This is a genomic window from Tabrizicola sp., from assembly GCF_041913445.1.
Lineage (GTDB): Bacteria > Pseudomonadota > Alphaproteobacteria > Rhodobacterales > Rhodobacteraceae > Tabrizicola.
Window position 1 is genome coordinate 246,168 of the sequence record NZ_JAYSFG010000002.1, and the last position, 19,402, is coordinate 265,569.

Below are 19,402 nucleotides of genomic sequence, written 5' to 3' on the forward strand. Positions count from 1 at the left end.
CTCCGGCCATGACCGCCACTGACATGACCGCAGCACCTACGACGACGCCGGGCCTGCCCTGGCGCGCCAAGCTGGCCGTCGTGCTGCTGGTGATCCTCGCCGTGGTGGTGGTGCTGGTGTCGAACCGGCTTCTGACCGACCGCTACACCGCCGATACCCGCAGCCGGGCCGAGGTGCGGCTGGCGCTTTACACCGGCAACCTGATGGCCGAGCTGCAGCGGACCTCGGTCGTGCCGCTTCTGCTGGCTGGCGACCCCGACCTGATCACCGCGCTGAAGGACGGCAATTTCTCCAGCACCTCGGCCAAGCTGATCTCGTTGCAAAGCCAGCTGGGCGTCGCCTCGATCCGGCTGGTCGATGCGGACGGGCGCGTGGTGGGTGCCACGAACCGCAACGTGCTGGGGACGAGCCACCGCAACGAGACCTATTTCGTCGATGCGCAGCGCGCGAAGGAGACGGTCTTTACCCCGGTCAAGCGCGATGCGGGCGGCTTCGACTTCGTCTATTCCCGCGCGGTAATGGCCGAGTCCCGCGTCATGGGCGTGATCATCGTGTCGGTCGACCTGATGAAATACGAACGCGCCTGGGCGGGCCTGCAGGACGCGATCATGGTGACGGACAGCGAGGGCACCGTGATGCTTTCGACCGAGCCGCGCTGGCGCGGGCTGCCGCGGACAGAGGCCCTTGCGCTGCGCGACCCGCCCTCGGCCATCTCGCGCGCGTTGCAGGCCACGACCGAATGGGCGCAAGACCCGCCGGACGCCTATGTCCGCGGCGAAGCGGTGATGAGCACCGAGGCGCGCATCCCCTTCCGCGGCTGGAAGATCACGACCTTCACCGCCTATGGCTCGGTCCGCGAGCAGGTGAACGGGATCCTGGCGCTGGAGATCATGGGCTTTGCCATCCTGATGGCCTTCACCTTCTACCTGCTGTCGCGCCGGGCCTGGTCGCGGTCGGCCTCGTTCCAGCGGGAGTCGGCGGAGTTGCGGCTGTTGAACGCGCGTTTGCAGCGGGCCATCGCGGAGCGCGAGAAGGTGAAGAAGGATCTGGAGGTCGCGGAACTGACGCTGGCGCAGTCGTCGAAACTGGCGGCCCTGGGCGAGATGTCGGCGGCCGTGAGCCACGAGTTGAACCAGCCCCTGGCCGCGATGAAGACCTATCTTGCCGGGGCGCGGCTGCTCCTTCAGCGCAAGCGGCTGGATGAGGCGCTGTCGTCCTTCCAGCGGGTCGACGACCTGATCGAGCGGATGGGCGCGATCACCCGGCAGCTGAAGTCCTATGCGAGGAAGGGCGGCGAAGCCTTTGAAGAGGTTGATCTTCGGGCGTGTGTGTCCTCGGCTCTGGCGATGATGGAGCCGCAGCTCAAGGCGCGCGTGGTGAAGATCAGCCGGGGGATGCCACGCCAGCCGGTGATGGTCATGGCCGACCGGCTTCGGCTGGAGCAGGTGATCATCAACCTTCTGCGCAACGCGCTGGACGCGACCAAGGACACCAAGGCCCCGCATATCGACATCCTTCTGTCGGCGGGGGAAACCGCGACCCTTACGGTGCGTGACAATGGCCACGGGATCACCGATCTCGAGAACCTGTTCGAACCCTTCTACACGACGAAACAGCCCGGCGAAGGCGTGGGGCTGGGCCTTGCGATCTCGTCGGGCATCGTCACCGACCTGGGCGGTCGTCTGACCGCACGGAACGGGGAAGGGGGCGGCGCCGTTTTCGAGATGCAGTTGCCGATCCTGGGCAACAAACAGGAAGCAGCAGAATGAAGAGGTCCCAATGGCCCGCGCAATGAAAGTGGCGATCGTCGACGACGAGGCGGACATGCGGCAGTCGATCAGCCAGTGGCTGGCCCTGTCGGGGTTCGACACGGAAACCTACGCCAGCGCCGAGGATGCGCTGAAGGTGATCGGTCCGGATTTCCAGGGCGTCGTGGTCAGCGACATCAAGATGCCGGGGATGGACGGGATGGCCTTCCTGAAGCGGCTGATGGGGCAGGATTCGGGGTTGCCCGTGATCATGATCACCGGCCACGGCGACGTGCCGATGGCGGTCGAGGCGATGCGGGTGGGGGCGTTCGACTTCCTGGAGAAGCCCTTCAACCCCGACCGCATGACCGAGCTTGCCAAGCGCGCCACCCAGGCGCGGCGGATGACGCTGGACAACCGGGCGCTCCGGAAGGAGCTGTCGGATGGGTCCACCATCATCAAGAAGCTGATCGGCACCAGCCCGGCGATGGAGCGGCTGCGTGAGGATATTCTCGACCTTGGCCAGGCGGATTCTCACGTGCTGATCGACGGCGAGACGGGGACAGGCAAGACGCTGGTGGCGCATGCCCTGCACGCGGTCGGGCCGCGGGCGTCGAAGAAGTTCGTGGCGATTTCCTGCGCGGCCTGGAGCGAGGACAAGCTTGCGGCGCGGCTCTTCGGTCCGGGCGAGGACGGGGCGCTGCCCTTGGTCGAGGAGGCGCGGGGCGGCACGCTGTGCCTGGAGGACATCGAGGCGATGCCGGGGGCGCTGCAGGCGCGGCTTCTGACCTTCATCAACGACCAGGGGACCCCGCCGGAAACCCGGATCATCGCGATCTGCAACAGCCACGCGCCCGACACGACGCTGGAGCAGACGCTGCGGCCGGACCTGTTCTATCGGCTTGGGGCGATGACGATCCTCCTGCCGCCCTTGCGGACGCGCGGCGAGGATATCCTGCAGCTCTTCACCCGGCTGTCGGAGCAGTTCGCCGAGGAATACGGCTGCGACGCCCCCCAGGTCACCGCGCAGGAAGCCGCGCAGCTGCTGCAGGCTCCCTGGCCGGGGAACGTGCGGCAGCTGGTGAACATCGCCGAGCGGGCGGTGCTGCAGAACCGGCGGGGGTCGGGGTCGATTGCGTCCCTCCTGATGGCCGAGAACGAGGCGTCGGGGCCGGCGCTGACGACGGAAGGCAAGCCCTTGAAGGACTACGTCGAGGCCTTCGAGCGGATGCTGATCGACAACACGATGCGGCGGCACAAGGGGTCGATCGTGGCGGTGATGGAGGAGCTTTGCCTGCCGCGCCGGACGCTGAACGAGAAGATGGCCAAGTACGGGCTGACCCGCGGGGATTACGTCTGACATCCCTGGGGCGCCCCGCGTGGACACTTTGCGTGGCCTTGGAAAATCAAGCGCTTGGCGGCGGGCGTTAGGAATCCGTTAGGATCTTCGGCGACCGTCGACAGCTCTTGCCCGCATGTCGGACCTGTGGCCTTCTGACACTGTAAAGGGTGAGAGGAGGGCGCATGGCGATGGGATCTCAGCTGTGGCGGGGTCTTGGCCTTGCCGTCATCCTGGCGGCTCCGGCGCGGGCGGAGTGCTTCGGGAATTGCGGCTATGGCGCGGCGATTGCCCTGGTGATCGGTGGCGGGCTGGCGGTGGTTGGGCTGGTCGGCTTCGCCCTGGTCAAGCTGCGGCTGGGCTGGCTTCTGAAATGGCTGTTCGGCGCGCTGGTGCTATTGACGCTGGTTCCGCCCACGATCCGCGACTGGATCCATTCCGCCCGGCAGCGCGCGGCGGAAAGCGTGGATTTCGCCGGCCCGCTGCCCCGGATGGACGACCGCCGCACGCTGTTTCTGGTGCTGGACAGCGGCTACCTTGACGGATGCCCCTTCGAGATGCGGCGCCATATCGAGGAGGAGAGCCTGGCGCAGGACGCCCTGCTGGTGGACACCTGGTCGCTGGCGGGGATCGACTTCACGAAACCCGTGGTACTGGCTGACCTTCCGGTGCTGCGGCAGACGATCCGCACCCGGAGGGACGGAGAGGGTGCGCTGGCAGAACCGATGTCGGGGACGGACCGCGCCCTCCTGTCCGCCGCGGACCGCAAGGCCGCACTGGCGGGGGTGGATTACCTGGTCATCTCGGATTGCTACGGGCAAAGCGGCCTGTCCGAGGCGCTGCGGCTGAACCCGGTGCTGCAGGGCACGGACGCGCCGTTGCGGATCGAGCTTGCCATGGCGCCGGTGGACGGGCGCGCGGGCACGGTCGACCTGACGCAGCTGACCTTCGATCTGCTGGACGTCCAGTATGACGGGGTCACCCCGGGCTTTCTGATCTTTGCGCGCGAGAGGGTCGGGGGCATCAACCGCGAGCCCTATGACCGCAAACTTCTGCAGGATGCCTTCTGCCTCAGGTCGGACGGCACGACGCTGCCCAATTGCGTCTATTGAGCGCCCTTTCCCCTTGGTCAGGCCGGGAGAAGCCGACTTGTCACCCTGCGGTCTGCGTGCCTTTCTGCGCCCCGGAACTGGACGGAGGCGCACGCGTGCGGGTCAGGACATGGGTTGCGGGTTTCGCGCTGCTGGCCGCTCCGGCCCGGGCGGAGTGCACAGGGGGCGGCTGCTATGACGGGCTGGCGCAACTGGTGCAGGCGGTGCTGGCCTATGGGCTGATCGGGATCGTCCTTCTGGTCCTGCTGATCGTGCCGCGCTGGCGGCGGACGGGCTTTCGCGGGCTCTTGCTGGTGCTGATGGTCGCGGTGGGCGTCCCGCTGGTGAGCCAGGCCTGGCAGCGCATCCAGCGCGCGTGGATGGAGACCGGCGAGGTCCTGGGCCAGCCGCCCCGCATGAGCCTGAGGACGCCGCTTCTGATCGCGCCGGATTGGGCCTGCCGCGATGACCTTTGCGCGGCGGTCCTGATGGGGCAGGGCGCGCGGGGTGCCTATGCGCTGCGGCTGGAAGCGCTGTCTGGGCGCGACATGGCGCAGCCCCTGGTGCTGGCCGACCTGCCGCTGGAACGCTGGACTGAAGGCGCGGGCGGCGAGCCGCGCCAGCAGCGGCTGACTGCGACCGAGAAGGCCGAGGCCCTGGCGCAGATCGACTATCTGATCCTGATCGGCAAACCCTTTCACCAGGACGGGCCGGGACCGCTGGAGGCGGGCCTGGGCCTTGGGGAGAAGGTGTTCTTGCGGCTGGCGATGGTGCCCCTGACTGCCGGAACCGAGCGGCTGGACCTGACGGCGATGGCGTTCGACGTCCTAGACCTCGACTCGCGCCATCGCGCGCTGGGAATTCCGCTGGCGCCGGGTAACTGGGGGACGCTCTGGTCCGATCCGCTGGACCCCGACCTGGTCGCGCGGTCGCTCTGCGGTCGGGGCGCCGAAGAGCCGGAGTGGACATGCCTCAACGCAGCCTGGCGCTGAATCGCGCCCCCGTCGCGGTGAAATTCGCCATTGCCCTTTGTCGGTTTTTGCCGCTAGGGTCGCGGCAAGGCAGGTCGTCTGCCCGAAGAATTCTCTCCCTTGGGGCCTTGGGCGCGCTGACGCGTGTCGCCCTGGGGGAGCCGGATCGGTCGCAAGACCGTGCACATTGCCTGCAAGTCCCCGGATTTGTTGGCTTTCAGAGGTGGAGGGCCCCTAGGCCCTTCAATTTGTAACCGCGATGAGGCTTGTGAGCACCTTGCGCATTGGACCAGTCGACCCGCAGGGTCGGAGGCCGTTGCACCTGCTTCAAGTCCGCGCCCAGACAAGCCGCCCCGCCCGTATCGTTTCCCCGTCTGGCCCGCCAGGCGACCCGTTGCGCTTGGGGCGCAGTGGACCAACATGTCAAAGAAGATGCTTATCGACGCCACCCATCCCGAGGAAACCCGGGTGGTCGTGGTCGACGGAAACAAGGTCGAAGAATTCGATTTCGAGACCGTAAACAAGCGCCAGCTGGCCGGGAACATCTACCTGGCCAAGGTGACGCGGGTCGAACCCTCGCTACAGGCGGCCTTCGTGGAATATGGCGGGAACCGGCATGGTTTCCTGGCCTTCGCCGAAATCCACCCGGACTATTACCAGATCCCGGTCGCCGACCGTAAGGCGCTGATCGAGGAAGAGCGGGCGATGGCCCGCGCCGAGGAAGAGGAAGAGAACCGCCGCTCGCGCCGCCGGGGCCCGCGGCCGCAAGGCAAGGCCGAGGCGGTGAAGTCCGATGACCCGGTGGCCGAAGGCCCGGCGGGAATGGACGTGGTCGACTTGGGCGAGGACGAGGCCCAGGATGGCCCGCTGGTCGAGGCGGCCAACGAGGCCGTCGAGACCGGGCATGACCAGGATCACGATGGCCCCGATCACGAGGGCCACGCGCATCACGATCACGCGCATCACGATCACGACCATCACAACGAGTCCGTCGAGAATGGCGACAACGGTCGCTACCGGGCCGTGGACCATGCCTCGGACACCGACGAGGAAATCGAATCCATCGCCGAAGAGGACGTGGCCGAGGAAATCGCCCAGCCGCGCCGCCCGCGCGCCCGGCGCTACAAGATCCAGGAAGTGATCAAGGTCCGGCAGATCATGCTGGTCCAGGTCGTCAAGGAAGAGCGTGGCAACAAGGGCGCGGCGCTGACCACTTACCTGTCTCTGGCGGGCCGCTACTGCGTGCTGATGCCGAACACGGCGCGGGGCGGCGGGATCAGCCGCAAGATCACCAATGCCGTTGACCGCAAGAAGTTGAAAGAGATCGCGGGCGAGCTGGAGGTGCCGGAAGGCGCGGGCCTGATCGTCCGGACGGCCGGGGCCAAGCGCACCAAGGCCGAGATCAAGCGCGACTACGAATACCTGATGCGGCTTTGGGAGCAGATCCGCGAGCTGACGCTGAAGTCGATCGCTCCGGCAAAGATCTACGAGGAAGGCGACCTGATCAAGCGGTCGATCCGCGACCTTTACAGCCGCGAGATCGACGAGGTGCTGGTCGAGGGCGAGGCTGGCTATCGCACCGCCAAGGACTTCATGCGGATGATCATGCCGAGCCACGCGAAGCAGGTGGTGCGGTATACCGAGCAGACCCCGCTTTTCGCGAAGTACCAGGTTGAGGGGTATCTCTCGGGCATGTTCAACCCGGTGGTGCAGCTGAAATCCGGCGGCTACATCGTGATCGGCGTGACCGAGGCTTTGGTCGCCATCGACGTGAACTCGGGCCGGGCCACGAAGGAAGGGTCGATCGAGGAAACCGCGCTGAAGACGAACGTCGAGGCGGCCGAGGAGATCGCCCGGCAGCTGCGGCTGCGTGACCTTGCTGGCCTGATCGTCATCGACTTCATCGACATGGAAGAGCGGCGGAACAACGCCACGGTCGAGAAGCGGTTGAAGGACAAGCTGAAGACGGACCGGGCGCGGATCCAGGTCGGGCGGATCAGTGGCTTTGGCTTGCTGGAGATGAGCCGGCAGCGGCTGCGGCCCGGGATGCTGGAATCGACCACCCAGGCCTGCCCGCATTGCCACGGCACCGGGCTGATCCGGTCGGATGACAGCATGGCGCTGCAGGTGCTGCGCGCGCTGGAGGAAGAGGGCACGCGGAAGCGGTCGCGCGAGGTGCTCTTGAAGGCCCCCGTCGGCATCGTGAACTACCTCTTCAACGCCAAGCGCGAGCATGTGGCGATGATCGAGGCGCGCTACGGGATGAGCGTGCGGATCGAGGCGGACCCGATGATGGTCAGCCCCGATTACAGCATCGAGAAGTTCAAGACCGCTCTGCGCGTCGTCCCGGAGACTCCGGTCGTGTCGGGCCATGCGGGCCTGATGGGCGCGCCGGTCGCGGAAGAGGAAGACGAGGACATCGTCGACGATCTGGTCGAGGAGGAAGCCGAGGAGGCGACCGAAGCGGCCCCTGCCGCGCCTGCGGGCGAGGGGGACGGCCAGCCCGGGCGCAAGAAGCGGCGTCGTCGTCGGCGGCGGCGGGGTGGCCAGCGCGAAGGCGCGGGCCCGAACGGTGCGGCCGAGGAGCAAGGCTCGGATGAGGACGGCGACGACGAGGGCGACGAGGGTGAGGACGCGGGCGAGGCTGCTCAGGCCGAGGTGACGGAAACCGTCGCGCCGGTCGTGGCCGAGGAAGCCCCGGCCGCCAAGCCGAAGCGCACCCGGAAACCGCGCGGCGCGAAGGCCGAGGCCGCGCCCGAGGCCGAGCCGGCACCGGAGGTGGAGGCCGCAGCCGAGTCTGCCGCCGAACCCGTAGCCGAGGAGAAACCCGCGCCGAAGAAGCGGGCGAGCCGCGCCAAGGCAGCGGCTCCGGAGGCCGAGGCCGTTCCGGCCGAGGCGCCGAAGCCCAAGGGTCGTGGCGCGCGGTCGAAGGCATCCGCTGCCGAGGCGGCGCCGGCAGTCGAGGCGGCACCGGCTGTCGAAGCCGCGCCTGCCCTGGCACCTGATCCCGGGATGGCTGCGGTGGCCGAAACTGTTGTGGCCGATCCGGCCGAGGCCGAGACCCCGGCACCGGAGGCTGACGAGCCCGCCAAGCCCAAGCGCAAGGGCTGGTGGTCGCTGGGCCGCTGAGACTGACTGGACTGGACAAGGACGGGCGGCTTCGGCCGCCCGTTTCCTTTTTCCCCGGCGGGTCGGACGGCGCGCGTGAGCCCTCCCCAAGCGCTGCGTCAGCTAGGTCCGGTCAGCCGCGGCGGATGAGGTGGAGCGTGACAGTGCCGTCGGATTCGGACCCGAGGTAGGCGTGCCCGGCCTCGGCGCAGAAATGCGGCAGGTCGATCAAGGCCATCGCATCGGTCGCCCGGACGCAGAGGACGGTTCCGGGGTCGAGCGCCAGAAGCCGCTTCCGGGCGCGCAGCACGGGAAGCGGGCAGAGAAGCCCCTCGCAGTCGATCTCGATGTCCCAATTGGCCATGCGCGCGGGTGTAGCGGTAGCGTGGCCCTGCGGCAAGGTTACAGGGAGTGAACGGGGATGTGACGCGCTGTCCCGGTGACGCGGCCCGCGAAAGCCGCTATCTGGGGCGGGAAGGGGAGGCCCATGTTCGGAATCGAGATCATCGACGCTGCCCTTCTGCCCGCGATGCTGGTCGCGCTGGTGGCGGGCGTGCTGTCCTTCCTCAGCCCATGCGTCCTGCCCATCGTGCCGCCCTACCTGGCCTACATGGGCGGGATCAGCATGGGCGAGATGACCAGCCAGGGCGCGGCGCGGAAACGGGTGATCCTGCCGGCGCTGTTCTTCGTCCTTGGTCTGTCGACGATCTTCCTTCTCCTGGGCTTCACCGCTTCGGCCTTCGGCAGTTTCGTGCTGGAGAACCAGGTCCTGCTGGCGCGGATCTCGGGCGTCGTCATCATCATCTTCGGCCTGCATTTCCTGGGCCTGTTCCGGATCCCGATCCTGGACCGCGAAATGCGGCTGGACGCGGGCGACCGGGGCGGCTCGGCGCTGGGTGCCTACCTGCTGGGGCTGGCCTTCGCCTTCGGCTGGACGCCCTGCATCGGGCCGCAACTGGGGGCGATCCTCTCGCTGGCCGCGCAGGAAGGCAGCATGGAGCGTGGCACGCTGCTACTGGGCGTCTATGCGCTGGGGCTGGGCCTGCCGTTCCTTCTGGCTGCCATTTTCATCGAGAAATCAATGCATGTGATGGCAAAGCTCAAGCGTCACATGAAGCTGATAGAACGGTTGATGGGCGGGCTTCTGATCATCGTCGGCGTCGCCCTGGTCACTGGCGCCTTCACCGATTTCAGCTACTGGATGCTGGAGACCTATGAGGTCCTCGGCCTGCCACTGCCGGGTTGAGTGCTTCCTTCTTGCTAACCGTCGGGTAAGGTGTGCCGGGCAGGATGTCGGCATGGTGGAACGCGTGAAACGGTTGGGACAGGGGAGGGAGCGGGGCGCCTACCGGCGTCGGGTGCTGTACATCCCCGGCTACGACCCCTTCCCGCCCCGCCGCTACCGCGAACTCTTCCGGACCGAAGGGGCCGAACAGGCTGCCATCTCGGGCTACAGCCTGACCCTCAAACCCCGCCCGGGCGAGACCTACGGATGGCAGGTCGAGGCGCATGTCGACGGGCGCGAGGTCCAGGCCGAAGTCGAGGTCCTGGTCTGGTCGGACCTCGTCAAGGGCTCGATGGCGCGGGGCATCCTGGGCACCTATGTGCTTCTGGCGCGGACGGCCTGGGTCTACATCGCATCGGGCGCGCTGTTCCGGCTGGTCCGGCTGCGCAAGGGGCCGATGATCGCGGCGCTTTATCCGGCGATTCTGCTGGTCTTGCAGCTGCTGGTCGCGCTTCTGGCCGGGGCGCTGGCGGTCTGGATTGCGCCCTGGCCCTGGATCGACCTCGCCCTCGGGGCGGGCGTCGCCTGGGCGACCTTGGAGGGGTTCCGCAGGCTCGACCGGCGGCTTTACGTGTATTACCTGATGCATGACTTTGCCTTCACCGCGCTGGGCGGCGGGGTCTATCCGGCCGTGCTGGAAGAGCGGATGGCGCTGTTCCGCAGCCGGATCCGCGCGGCGCTGGCCAGCGGCGTGCAGGAAGTGCTGGTGGTCGGCCATTCCTCGGGCGTGCACATCGGCGTGTCGGTCCTGGCGGACCTGATCCGCGAGGGCCTGCCGCCGGACGGGCCGTCGCTGAGTTTCCTGAGGCTGGGGCAGGCGGTGCCGATGGCCTCGTTCCTGCCGGGCGCGCAGCGGTTGCGGGCGGACCTGCGGTTCCTGTCGGAATGCGAGGAGGTGACCTGGGTGGACGTGACGGCGCCCAGCGATGGTTGCAGCTTTTCGCTTTGCGATCCCGTGGCGGTCAGCGGCGTCGCGACCGAGGCGCAGCGTTGGCCGCTGGTGATCTCGGCGTCATTCACCCAGACGCTCAGCCCGGAACGCTGGCGGGAGCTGCGCTGGCAGTTCTTCCGGCTGCATTTCCAGTACATGTGCGCCTTCGACCGGCCCGGGGACTACGACTATTTCCAGATCACCGCCGGCCCGATGTCGCTGCGAAAGCGCTTCCGCCGCCGCAGCCCCTCGGCCAGCCGGATCACGCGGCCCTACAGTCCCTACCGGGACGCGGCATGACCCCGCCCAAACCGGAGCCGCGGGCGGACAGGGTTTCTCTCTTCGGCCATCTGCGCGCGTTCCGGCGGGACATCCTGTCGGCGCAGCCGGCGCGGCTGTACCGGGCCTGGATGGCCGAATTCCGGACGCCGTTCTTCGAAAGCTATCTCTGCAACGACCCGGCGCTGGTGCGTCTTGTGCTGGACGAACGGCCGGCGGACTTCCCGAAATCGGACCGGGTGACGGAAGGGTTGCGGCCGCTTCTGGGGCGGTCGGTCTTCGTCACCAATGGCGAGGACTGGCTGCGGCAGCGTCGGATCATCGACCCCGCCTTCGAGGGCGGGCGGCTGAAGGAGGCCTTCCCGGCGATCTGGGCGGCAAGCGCGGCGGCGGTAGAGCGGATGGACACGGGCGAGGTGGAGGTCGAGCTTGCCGCGAGCCATGCGGCGGCGGATGTGATCTTCCGCACGCTTTTCTCCATCCCCATCGAGGACCGCGTGGCGCAGGCGGTGTTCCACGAGTTCCGGGCCTACCAGCGCTCGGCCCCGATCCTGAACCTGGGGGCGTTCGTGCGGCTGCCGGCATGGGTTCCTCGGCTGCATCGGGGCGCGACGCGGCGGTCGGCGCGGGTGATCCGGGGCCTGATCGAGGGGCTGACCGCCGCGCGGGCGCTGGCCATCGCGGAAGGACAGGCGCCGCAGGACCTTGCGACGAAGATCATGACGACGTTGGACCCGGTGACGGGGGAGCGGTTCGGAACCGAGGAGATGGTCGACCAGGTGGCGATCTTCTTCCTGGCCGGGCACGAGACCAGCGCCTCGGCCCTGGCCTGGGCGCTATATCTCCTGGCGACGCATCCGGAAGCGCAGGACCGGGTGGCGGCGGAGGCGGCGGCGTTGCGGCCGGAGTTCGGGGTGATGGGGTCGCTGCGGTTCACGCGGGATGTCTTCCGCGAGGCGCTGCGGCTTTACCCGCCCGTGCCGATGCTGGTGCGGGAAACGACGGGGCGCGAGGAATTCCGCGGCCGCAAGCTGCGGCGGGGGGCGCAGGTGGTGATCAGCCCCTGGCACCTGCACCGGCATGAACGGCTGTGGGAGCGGCCCGATGCCTTCGATCCGGACCGCTGGGCCGGCGAGGTGCCGCAGGGGGGCTACCTGCCGTTTTCGCGCGGGCCGCGGGTCTGCCCCGGAGCGGGCTTTGCGATGCTGGAGGGCACTCTGATGCTGGCGCATCTGGTGCGGGCGTTCCGGTTCGAGGCGGTGCCGGACCGCGTCCCGGTGCCGGTGGCGCATCTGACGGTGCGGGCGAAGGACGGGATCTGGCTGCGGGTTACACGACGGGAGGTGGGCGACACGCCCACCCTACCGGGACCTGCGTAGGGTGGGCGTATCGCCCACCGCCCGGTCAGAGAAGCTCGACCCGGTAGCTTTCGATGACGGTGTTGGCGAGAAGCTTCTCGCACATCGCCTTGACCTCGGTCTCGGCCTGGGCGGCGTCGGTGGCGGCCAGGTCAAGCTCGATCACCTTGCCCTGGCGCACGCCGGTCACGCCCTGGAAGCCCAGCGAGCCGAGTGCGTGGCGCACGGCCTCGCCCTGCGGATCAAGGACGCCGTTCTTCAGCATGACGGTGACGCGGGCTTTCATCGGGGCCTCCGGTATCTGGTCTGGCCCGTCCTTAGCGAAGCGCCGGGCGGGCGGCAAGGCGGGTCAGTTGATCAGCGTGGGCTTCGTCGTGTGGGTGACGTTTGACGGCAGGACACCAAGCCGCCGTGCGAGTTCGGTGTAGACGTCGGCCATCGGCTGCGGGTCGGGGATCGAGCCGTCGGGGCGTTCGGGCTGGCGCATGTCCCACAGGCGGCAAGAGTCCGGGCTGATCTCGTCGGCGACGATCAGGCGCATGAAGTCGCCTTCCCAGATCCGGCCGACCTCGATCCGGAAATCGGCGAGACGGATGCCCACGCCCATCATCACACCGGAGAGGAAGTCGTTGACCCGCAAGGACAGCGCCACGATGTCGTCGAGGTCCTGCTGGTTGGCCCAGTTGAAGGCGACGATGTGCTCCTCGGACACCATCGGCGACTGCAGTTTGTCGTCCTTGTAGTAGTATTCGACGATCGGGCGCGGCAGTTGCGTGCCCTCGGGGATGCCCAGGCGCGAGGTCAGGGGGCCCGCGGCGAAGTTGCGCACCACGACTTCCAGCGGGATGATCTCGGCCATCCGCACCAGCTGCTCGCGCATGTTGATGCGGCGGATGAAGTGGGTGGGAACACCGATCTGGTTCAGGCCCGCCATGAAGAATTCCGACAGGCGGTTGTTCAGCACGCCCTTGCCCTCACGCGTGGCGGGGGCGGCGACCGAGGGGGCGTCATCGTCCTTGAAATACTGGATCAGCGTGCCCGGCTCGGGACCTTCGTAAAGGATCTTGGCCTTGCCTTCGTAGACCTTCTTGCGCCGTGCCATGGTTCATCCGATCAGGGGTGCGGGACCAGGCTTCTGCCTTCAAACCGCTTTCCTTGGCCTATAGTCCAAGGGGGCCATACTCGCAAGGCGCGAGCGGTCGGATGCCGCCCAAGGGGGCTTGCGAGAGCCGGGCGGGAGGGGCATATGGAAGGGAACCAATGCCTGACCGGGGGAGCCCATGACCACGTTCGACGACCGCGAGAATGCCTTCGAGGCCAAGTTCGCCCATGACAGCGAGATGCAGTTCCGGGCCGAGGCGCGGCGTAACAAGCTGGTGGGCCTCTGGGCCGCGGGCCTGATGGGCAAGACGGACGACGCCGCAGCCGCCTATGCGCTGGAAGTGGTGAGCGCCGACTTCGAGGAAGCGGGCGACGAGGACGTGGTGCGCAAGGTCGTGGCCGACCTCGCCGGCAAGGCCAGCGCCGATGAGGTGCGGGCGAAGATGAAGGAACTCCTGCCGGTTGCGAAGTCGCAGTTGATGTCGGAGCTCTGATCCTTCGGCAAAAGTCCAAAGGCGCGGTCCCCAAGGGTCCGCGCCTTTTCTTTGCGACGTGGGCGGGCGGCATGAGTCCGACCGCAAGACAAGATGCGGAATATGGATTTGCCTAGCGCCGCGACCCGTGGCACAGGGAAGGGGAGTGGCCCGCCTGAAGGAACCAGAGATGACCGACGCCCTGACCCGGATGCTTGAAACGCGCGACTGGCTGATGGCCGATGGTGCAACGGGGACCAACCTGTTCAACATGGGGCTGTCGTCGGGCGAGCCGCCCGAGTTCTGGAACGTCGAGAAGCCGCAGAACATCCTGAAGCTGTACGGCGATGCAGTTGCGGCCGGGTCGGACCTCTTCCTGACCAACACCTTTGGCGGCAATGCCGCGCGGCTGAAGCTGCACCAGGCGCAGGGCCGGGTGCGCGAACTGAACCGCGTGGGGGCCGAGCTTGGGCGCGAGATTGCCGACAAGGCCGGTCGCAGCGTGGTGGTCGCGGGGTCCATGGGGCCAACGGGTGAGATTTTCGAGCCGATGGGCACGCTGACCCACGAGCTGGCGGTCGAGATGTTCCACGAACAGGCCGAGGCGCTGAAAGAAGGCGGCGCGGACGTGTTGTGGGTCGAGACGATCTCGGCCCCCGAGGAGTATCGCGCGGCGGCGGATGCGGCGCTGCGGGCGGACATGCCCTGGTGCGGGACGATGAGCTTTGACACGGCTGGGCGGACGATGATGGGCACGACTTCGGCCGCGATGGCGGATATGGTCGAGCGGCTGGTGAACCCGCCGATCGCCTTTGGTGCCAACTGCGGCGTGGGCGCCTCGGACCTGATGCGGACGGTGCTGGGCTTCGCGGCGACGGGGACGGAACGGCCGCTGATCGCCAAGGGCAATGCGGGGATCCCGAAGTATCACGATGGCCATATCCACTATGACGGCACGCCCGAGCTGATGGCGGAATATGCCGTGATGGCGCGGGATGCCGGCGTCCGGATCATCGGCGGCTGCTGCGGCACGATGCCCGAGCACCTGCGCGCGATGCGGGTGGCGCTGGAAAGCCGCCCCAAGGGCAACCGCCCCTCGCTCGAGGTGATCCAGGCGAAGCTTGGCGGCTTCTCCTCGGCCTCGGACGGGACGGGCGACGATGCGGGCGCGGGTCGGCGGGAGCGTCGGGGACGTCGGGGCTGACCGGTCGGGCCGGGGACAAAATCCTTCGAAGGATTTTGGCAAGACTTTTCGAAGAGTTTTGCGCCCGGACGTGGCGGGTCAGAACAGCGTCAACTGGTCGCCGGGCTTTGGCGGCGGCGCGAACAGGTCGCAGCGCAGCTCGGGGGGGGGTTCGTTCAGGCCCAGGCGTTTGCGTGCCACCTCGGCCCGCCGGTGGATGAGCTCCGCCCAAAGCCCCTCGCCCCGCATCCGCTTGCCCCATTCGGGATCGTAATCCTTGCCCCCGTGCAATTCACGTACCCGGCCCATGACATGGGCGGCGCGGCCGGGGACGGTCGCCTCCAGCCAGTCGCGGAAAAGCCCCGCCACCTCCAGCGGCAGGCGGAGGGGGATGCAGTTTGCCGCACGCGCTCCGGCCTCGCGGCCGGCCTCCATCACCGCTTCCAGCTCGTGGTCCGTCAGCCCGGGGATCAGCGGCGAGACCTGGATGCGGACCGGGATCCCCGCTTCGGACAGGCGGCGGATCATTTGCAGCCGCCGCTTCGGCGAGGGCGCGCGTGGTTCCATCTGGCGGGCGAGGCCTTCGTCCAGCGTAGTGACCGAGACTGCCGCCACGGCAAGCCCCTGCGCAGCCATCCCTGCGATGAGATCGATGTCGCGCTCGACCGTCGTGCCGCGGGTGGTAAGCCAGACCGGGTGGCGGAAATCGGACAGCACCTGCAGCACCTGCCGGGTGATGCCGTGCTCGCGCTCCACCGGCTGATAAGGGTCGGTGTTGGTGCCGATCGCCACCGGGGCGACCTTGTAGGTCGGGCGGCGCAACTCCTTTTCCAGCACTTCGGCGATGCCCGGTCGGGCGATGAGCCGCGTCTCGAAATCGAGGCCGGGGGAGAGGTTCAGGTAGGCATGGGTCGGCCGGGCGAAGCAGTAGATGCAGCCGTGCTCGCACCCCCGGTAAACGTTGATCGATCGGTCGAAGGGCACGTCGGGCGAGCGGTTGAAGGTCAGGGCCGAGCGAGGGCGTTCGATTCGCACTTCGGTGGCGACCAGGCGCTCCTCCTCGGGGAGATCCCAGCCGTCGTCGAAGGCTTCGCGCGCGGTCGCCTCATACCGGCCGGTCGCATTGCTGCCGGCCCCCCGCGCCCGGAGACGCTGGCCGGGAAGGAGGGTGGAGTTCCGGGTCATCGGACAAATCTAGAACATTTGCGGAACATGCGCCACGACTTTCCGATGCGCGACGGCTTTCTGTCGGCTTTCATCCGGTGTATGTCGCTTGCCGCATAGTGGCGATGTCGGTTTGCGACCATCACCATTCCAAACCCTTCCGCTTGGAGCGCGCCCCGATGGCTGACGAAGACGAGATCATCCTTTCCGAACTGTCGGATGACGAGCTTGTGCTGCAGATGCATGACGACCTTTACGACGGTCTCAAGGAAGAGATCGAAGAGGGCGTCAACATCCTGATCGAACGGGGCTGGGCCCCCTACGACGTGCTGACCAAGGCGCTGGTTGCGGGCATGACCATCGTCGGCGCGGACTTCCGCGACGGGATCCTGTTCGTCCCCGAGGTGCTGCTGGCCGCCAACGCGATGAAGGCTGGGATGGCGATCCTGAAGCCTCTGCTCGCCGAAACCGGCGCGCCGCGCATGGGCAAGATGGTGATCGGCACCGTGAAGGGCGACATCCACGACATCGGCAAGAACCTTGTCGCCATGATGATGGAAGGCGCGGGCTTCGAGGTCGTGGACCTGGGGATCAACAACGCGGTCGAGAAGTATCTGGAAGCGCTCGAGAAGGAGCAGCCCGATATCCTTGGCATGTCGGCTCTGCTGACCACGACGATGCCCTACATGAAGGTCGTGATCGACACGATGAAGGAAAAGGGCCTGCGCGAGGACTATATCGTGCTGGTCGGCGGCGCCCCTTTGAACGAGGAATTCGGCAAGGCCATCGGTGCGGACGCCTATTGCCGCGACGCCGCCGTGGCGGTCGAGACGGCCAAGCAGTTCGTCGCCCGCAAGCACAACCAGCTGAACGGCTGACACGCCCCTGTGATTCGGGAGGGGCTTGTCTTACGCCCTCCCGAAGCGCAGATTGAAGGTCAGGGAGGCGCGCTGATGCCCTTGACTCACTTCCTTGGATTGGTTGCCCTGGTCGTCCTGGCCGCAGGCTTGACCATCTGGCTTGCCGTCTGGACCGGGGTTCCTCTCATGGCACTGGCCTTCGCAGCGCTTTCGGCCAGCATCATCCTGACCTGGACCCGGCTCAGCCGGTAAGAGGTTGCCGATGGACGACCTTACGCTTTCCGAGACCGGGCTGCCGCCTGCCCATTCCGGGCGCATCCTGCTGATCGCCTGCGGTGCGCTGGCGCATGAAATTCTGGCGCTGAAAGCCGCGAATGGTTGGACGCATCTGGACCTGCAGTGCCTGCCGGCCAAGCTGCATCTCTGGCCCGAGAAGATCATTCCTGCCGTGGAAGAGGCCGTGTCGGCGGCGCGCGGAGCCTATGAGACGGTGTTCGTCGTCTATGCCGATTGCGGGACGGGGGGGTTGCTCAAGGCCGCCTGCGACCGGCTGGGGGTCGAGATGGTCGAGGGACCGCATTGCTATGCCTTCTTCGAAGGCAACGCGACCTTTGCTGCCCGGGCAGATGAGGAGTTCGACGCCTTCTACTTGACCGATTTCCTGGTGCGCCAGTTCGATGCTTTCGTCTGGAAGCCGATGGGTCTGGACCGCCATCCCCAGTTGCGGGACATGTATTTCGGGAACTATCGCAAGCTTGTCTATCAGGCGCAGAAGGACGACCCGGCGCTGGATGCCAAGGCCGAGGACTGCGCCCGCAGGCTGGGGCTGGAGTATGAGCGGCGGTTCACGGGCTATGGTGATCTGGCAGTGACGCTGGCCCGCGTAGCGGGTTAACCGGCGAAGTCGGTGATCACGGCGACACCGGGTGCGGTGGGGCCGTCGAAGGCCTTCAGTTCCTCGGTGGCTTGGCTCAGCGCGACGGTGCGCGCGACGATGGGGCTGACGTCGATGCGGCCGGTTTCGATGAGGCTCAGGAGCGTCGGGTAGCGCCAGGCGGGCATGCCGCGGGTGCCGAAGACTGACAGTTGCCGCATGTAGAGCGCGTTCATGTCGATCTGCATCTGCGCGGTGTGGCCGACGGGGAGGCCGACCTGAACGTGTCGGCCCAAAGGGCGCAGGCATTTCAGGGAATTGTTGGCGGTGGCTTCGATCCCCAGCGCCTCGACACTGACATGGGCGCCGCCTTGGGTGATCTCGATGATCTTCGCGGCAACGTCGCCGTCGCGGGCGTCCAGCGCGGCCTCGGCGCCGAGGGCTTTGGCGTGGGTGAGCTTCTCGGGGACCACATCGACCACGATGACCCGCGCGCCGAGCGCCTTGCCGATAAGCAGGCAGGAGAGACCGATCCCGCCGGTGCCGTGGACGGCAAGCCATTCCCCGGCTTGCAGCGCGGCGCGACCGGTGAGGGCGTGGAAGGCGGTGGTGACGCGGCAGCCGAGGCCGGCGGCGAGGGCGGGGGAGAGGCTTTCGGGCAGGCGCGTCAGGTTGTGAGCGTGGGGGACCGAGACGTATTCGGCATAGGCCCCGCGGTCGCCGAAGCCCGGGACGCGCTGCGACCGGCAGGTGGTGGTCTGGCCCGAGCGGCATTCCGGGCAGTCGCCGCAGGCGAGGATGAAGGGGGCGATGACGCGGTCGCCCTTGCGCCATTTGGCCAGTGGGCCGGCCTCCACGACTTCGCCGCAGTATTCGTGGCCGGGAATGTCGCCGGGTTTGACCCTGGGATGTTCGCCGACCCAGCCGTGCCAGTCGCTGCGGCAGATGCCGCAGGCGAGGGACTTCAGGACCACGCCATCCGCTTCGCAGATGGGATCGGCGACGGTTTCCAGGCTGAGGGGCTCGCGGTAGGCGCGAAGGACGGCGGCGCGCATTCAGGTTCCTCGATAATGGTTCAGGCAGAAGACGCGGATTGCCGAGGCGAGGCCCTCCTCTCCGCGACGGGCGGCGTCGATTTCGGCGGCCAGTGCGTTGAGGGGGGTGTCTTTCTCGGTGGCAATGGCGCGGAAGGCGTCCCAGAATTCGGGTTCCAGCGAGACCGAGGTGCGGTGGCCGTGGAGGGTGAGGGAGTGTTTCGCGGGGCGGGTGGTCATGGGTGGAACCGTAGCCAATGCGCTGGACACCCAAAATCCTTAAGTAAGGATTTTGACAAATTTCTTACTTAAGAAATTTGGGTCCCGGATGGTCAGAGGCGCAGCAACACGTCATCCGAGTTGCAGAAGACGACAAAATGTCCGGCATTTTCCACCACCCGGAACCCGCGCTTCTTCATCGCCGCAAGGAAAGCGTCGCGCCCGACGAGGCGTTCGACATCGCTCACCTTCCGGCGGACCACTCCGCCGTCCAATGCGGTCTTGGTGGCAAACATCTGTCGCATCCATTCCTGCGACGTGACTGGCAAGGCAAGTTCGTGCATCGGCGCACCTCCTGCCCTGAACCTGCCAAAGCAGGGTTAA

At 67.2% G+C, this 19,402-nt stretch carries 20 protein-coding genes; 13 read left to right on the plus strand and 7 right to left on the minus strand.

Translation table 11 applies throughout. The features are described 5' to 3' along the window. The first annotated feature begins 8 nt into the window (after nt 1-8). The 5 genes from ACE3Q6_RS03515 to ACE3Q6_RS03535 all read left to right on the plus strand — a co-directional run bounded on the left by ACE3Q6_RS03515 (nt 9) and on the right by ACE3Q6_RS03535 (nt 8,278). Nucleotides 9-1,769, plus strand: coding sequence for an ATP-binding protein (locus tag ACE3Q6_RS03515; protein WP_374428539.1), 1,761 nt, complete (start codon nt 9-11; stop codon nt 1,767-1,769). A 10-nt stretch (nt 1,770-1,779) separates the two neighbouring features. Then, the gene (locus tag ACE3Q6_RS03520) at nt 1,780-3,108 is read left to right on the plus strand and encodes a sigma-54-dependent transcriptional regulator (protein WP_374428541.1); all 1,329 of its coding nucleotides are present in this window, start codon (nt 1,780-1,782) and stop codon (nt 3,106-3,108) included. Nucleotides 3,109-3,272: 164 nt separating this feature from the next. After that, nucleotides 3,273-4,199, plus strand: coding sequence for a hypothetical protein (locus ACE3Q6_RS03525; protein WP_374428543.1), 927 nt, complete (start codon nt 3,273-3,275; stop codon nt 4,197-4,199). 95 nt (nt 4,200-4,294) lie between these two features. Then, nucleotides 4,295-5,170 (plus strand): hypothetical protein, encoded by an 876-nt coding sequence (locus tag ACE3Q6_RS03530; protein WP_374428545.1) that lies wholly within the window; start codon nt 4,295-4,297, stop codon nt 5,168-5,170. Between the two features lie 399 nt (nt 5,171-5,569). Then, nucleotides 5,570-8,278 carry a ribonuclease E/G gene (locus ACE3Q6_RS03535; protein ID WP_374428546.1) on the plus strand — a complete coding sequence of 903 codons (2,709 nt, stop codon included), beginning with the start codon at nt 5,570-5,572 and terminating at the stop codon, nt 8,276-8,278. A gap of 112 nt (nt 8,279-8,390) precedes the next feature. Here the strand turns inward: ACE3Q6_RS03535 and ACE3Q6_RS03540 are convergent, their stop codons facing one another. Beyond that, the gene (locus tag ACE3Q6_RS03540) at nt 8,391-8,621 is read right to left on the minus strand and encodes a sulfurtransferase TusA family protein (protein ID WP_374428548.1); all 231 of its coding nucleotides are present in this window, start codon (nt 8,619-8,621) and stop codon (nt 8,391-8,393) included. Nucleotides 8,622-8,744: 123 nt separating this feature from the next. Here ACE3Q6_RS03540 and ACE3Q6_RS03545 point away from each other — a divergent pair, with 123 nt between their 5' ends. From ACE3Q6_RS03545 to ACE3Q6_RS03555, 3 genes are read left to right on the plus strand one after another with little or no spacing between them, the layout of a single operon-like run. Beyond that, nucleotides 8,745-9,503 carry a cytochrome c biogenesis CcdA family protein gene (locus tag ACE3Q6_RS03545; RefSeq protein WP_374428550.1) on the plus strand — a complete coding sequence of 253 codons (759 nt, stop codon included), beginning with the start codon at nt 8,745-8,747 and terminating at the stop codon, nt 9,501-9,503. Between the two features lie 52 nt (nt 9,504-9,555). Beyond that, the gene (locus ACE3Q6_RS03550) at nt 9,556-10,773 is read left to right on the plus strand and encodes a hypothetical protein (RefSeq protein WP_374428552.1); all 1,218 of its coding nucleotides are present in this window, start codon (nt 9,556-9,558) and stop codon (nt 10,771-10,773) included. Beyond that, nucleotides 10,770-12,131, plus strand: a complete 1,362-nt coding sequence (locus tag ACE3Q6_RS03555) for a cytochrome P450 (RefSeq protein ID WP_374428554.1) — start codon at nt 10,770-10,772, stop codon at nt 12,129-12,131. Before ACE3Q6_RS03550 ends, ACE3Q6_RS03555 begins: the two co-directional genes overlap by 4 nt. 25 nt (nt 12,132-12,156) lie before the next feature. Here the strand turns inward: ACE3Q6_RS03555 and purS are convergent, their stop codons facing one another. Next, on the minus strand, nt 12,157-12,396 hold the full coding sequence (gene purS / locus ACE3Q6_RS03560) for a phosphoribosylformylglycinamidine synthase subunit PurS (RefSeq protein ID WP_374428556.1): 240 nt from the start codon (nt 12,394-12,396) through the stop codon (nt 12,157-12,159). Between the two features lie 63 nt (nt 12,397-12,459). Beyond that, a complete protein-coding gene (locus ACE3Q6_RS03565) occupies nt 12,460-13,212 on the minus strand; it encodes a phosphoribosylaminoimidazolesuccinocarboxamide synthase (RefSeq protein ID WP_374428558.1) in 753 nt (250 codons plus the stop codon). A 178-nt stretch (nt 13,213-13,390) separates the two neighbouring features. Between ACE3Q6_RS03565 and ACE3Q6_RS03570 the strand changes: the two genes are divergently transcribed. After that, complete coding sequence (locus tag ACE3Q6_RS03570; RefSeq protein WP_374428560.1) at nt 13,391-13,705, plus strand: DUF1476 domain-containing protein; 315 nt, start codon at nt 13,391-13,393, stop codon at nt 13,703-13,705. Nucleotides 13,706-13,874: 169 nt separating this feature from the next. Next, nucleotides 13,875-14,888, plus strand: coding sequence for a betaine--homocysteine S-methyltransferase (gene bmt, locus ACE3Q6_RS03575; RefSeq protein ID WP_374428562.1), 1,014 nt, complete (start codon nt 13,875-13,877; stop codon nt 14,886-14,888). 78 nt (nt 14,889-14,966) lie between these two features. Here bmt and ACE3Q6_RS03580 read toward each other — a convergent pair whose 3' ends face one another. Then, entirely contained in the window at nt 14,967-16,052 is a 1,086-nt protein-coding gene (locus ACE3Q6_RS03580) for a PA0069 family radical SAM protein (RefSeq protein WP_374428564.1), read from the minus strand. 158 nt (nt 16,053-16,210) lie between these two features. Between ACE3Q6_RS03580 and ACE3Q6_RS03585 the strand changes: the two genes are divergently transcribed. The 3 genes from ACE3Q6_RS03585 (at nt 16,211) to ACE3Q6_RS03595 (ending at nt 17,786) form a co-directional block, all read left to right on the plus strand. Further along, nucleotides 16,211-16,909, plus strand: a complete 699-nt coding sequence (locus tag ACE3Q6_RS03585; protein ID WP_374428566.1) for a corrinoid protein — start codon at nt 16,211-16,213, stop codon at nt 16,907-16,909. Between the two features lie 75 nt (nt 16,910-16,984). Next, complete coding sequence (locus ACE3Q6_RS03590) at nt 16,985-17,143, plus strand: hypothetical protein (protein WP_374428568.1); 159 nt, start codon at nt 16,985-16,987, stop codon at nt 17,141-17,143. A 10-nt stretch (nt 17,144-17,153) separates the two neighbouring features. Continuing rightward, nucleotides 17,154-17,786 (plus strand): DUF1638 domain-containing protein, encoded by a 633-nt coding sequence (locus ACE3Q6_RS03595; protein WP_374428572.1) that lies wholly within the window; start codon nt 17,154-17,156, stop codon nt 17,784-17,786. On the opposite strand, the gene ACE3Q6_RS03600 is transcribed toward ACE3Q6_RS03595, so the two are convergent. From ACE3Q6_RS03600 to ACE3Q6_RS03610, 3 genes are all read right to left on the minus strand, one after another. Next, nucleotides 17,783-18,820, minus strand: coding sequence for a zinc-dependent alcohol dehydrogenase family protein (locus ACE3Q6_RS03600; RefSeq protein WP_374428576.1), 1,038 nt, complete (start codon nt 18,818-18,820; stop codon nt 17,783-17,785). The two genes, ACE3Q6_RS03595 and ACE3Q6_RS03600, sit on opposite strands and share 4 nt — an antisense overlap. After that, complete coding sequence (locus tag ACE3Q6_RS03605; protein WP_374428578.1) at nt 18,821-19,039, minus strand: ribbon-helix-helix domain-containing protein; 219 nt, start codon at nt 19,037-19,039, stop codon at nt 18,821-18,823. Between the two features lie 92 nt (nt 19,040-19,131). Next, nucleotides 19,132-19,362 (minus strand): N-(5'-phosphoribosyl)anthranilate isomerase, encoded by a 231-nt coding sequence (locus ACE3Q6_RS03610; RefSeq protein ID WP_374428580.1) that lies wholly within the window; start codon nt 19,360-19,362, stop codon nt 19,132-19,134. Between the last annotated feature and the right edge of the window lie 40 nt (nt 19,363-19,402).

Bases quoted from the DNA above. Each gene is read 5' to 3' on its own strand.
- ACE3Q6_RS03515 (WP_374428539.1), top strand. From the start codon at position 9: ATGACCGCCACTGACATGACCGCAGCACCTACGACGACGCCGGGCCTG.
- ACE3Q6_RS03540 (WP_374428548.1), bottom strand. From the start codon at position 8,621: ATGGCCAATTGGGACATCGAGATCGACTGCGAGGGGCTTCTCTGCCCG.
- ACE3Q6_RS03610 (WP_374428580.1), bottom strand. From the start codon at position 19,362: ATGCACGAACTTGCCTTGCCAGTCACGTCGCAGGAATGGATGCGACAG.
- ACE3Q6_RS03555 (WP_374428554.1), top strand. From the start codon at position 10,770: ATGACCCCGCCCAAACCGGAGCCGCGGGCGGACAGGGTTTCTCTCTTC.
- bmt (WP_374428562.1), top strand. From the start codon at position 13,875: ATGACCGACGCCCTGACCCGGATGCTTGAAACGCGCGACTGGCTGATG.
- ACE3Q6_RS03605 (WP_374428578.1), bottom strand. From the start codon at position 19,039: ATGACCACCCGCCCCGCGAAACACTCCCTCACCCTCCACGGCCACCGC.
- ACE3Q6_RS03580 (WP_374428564.1), bottom strand. From the start codon at position 16,052: ATGACCCGGAACTCCACCCTCCTTCCCGGCCAGCGTCTCCGGGCGCGG.
- ACE3Q6_RS03525 (WP_374428543.1), top strand. From the start codon at position 3,273: ATGGCGATGGGATCTCAGCTGTGGCGGGGTCTTGGCCTTGCCGTCATC.
- ACE3Q6_RS03570 (WP_374428560.1), top strand. From the start codon at position 13,391: ATGACCACGTTCGACGACCGCGAGAATGCCTTCGAGGCCAAGTTCGCC.
- ACE3Q6_RS03535 (WP_374428546.1), top strand. From the start codon at position 5,570: ATGTCAAAGAAGATGCTTATCGACGCCACCCATCCCGAGGAAACCCGG.
- ACE3Q6_RS03595 (WP_374428572.1), top strand. From the start codon at position 17,154: ATGGACGACCTTACGCTTTCCGAGACCGGGCTGCCGCCTGCCCATTCC.
- ACE3Q6_RS03550 (WP_374428552.1), top strand. From the start codon at position 9,556: ATGGTGGAACGCGTGAAACGGTTGGGACAGGGGAGGGAGCGGGGCGCC.
- ACE3Q6_RS03585 (WP_374428566.1), top strand. From the start codon at position 16,211: ATGGCTGACGAAGACGAGATCATCCTTTCCGAACTGTCGGATGACGAG.
- ACE3Q6_RS03565 (WP_374428558.1), bottom strand. From the start codon at position 13,212: ATGGCACGGCGCAAGAAGGTCTACGAAGGCAAGGCCAAGATCCTTTAC.
- purS (WP_374428556.1), bottom strand. From the start codon at position 12,396: ATGAAAGCCCGCGTCACCGTCATGCTGAAGAACGGCGTCCTTGATCCG.
- ACE3Q6_RS03545 (WP_374428550.1), top strand. From the start codon at position 8,745: ATGTTCGGAATCGAGATCATCGACGCTGCCCTTCTGCCCGCGATGCTG.
- ACE3Q6_RS03600 (WP_374428576.1), bottom strand. From the start codon at position 18,820: ATGCGCGCCGCCGTCCTTCGCGCCTACCGCGAGCCCCTCAGCCTGGAA.
- ACE3Q6_RS03590 (WP_374428568.1), top strand. From the start codon at position 16,985: ATGCCCTTGACTCACTTCCTTGGATTGGTTGCCCTGGTCGTCCTGGCC.
- ACE3Q6_RS03520 (WP_374428541.1), top strand. From the start codon at position 1,780: ATGGCCCGCGCAATGAAAGTGGCGATCGTCGACGACGAGGCGGACATG.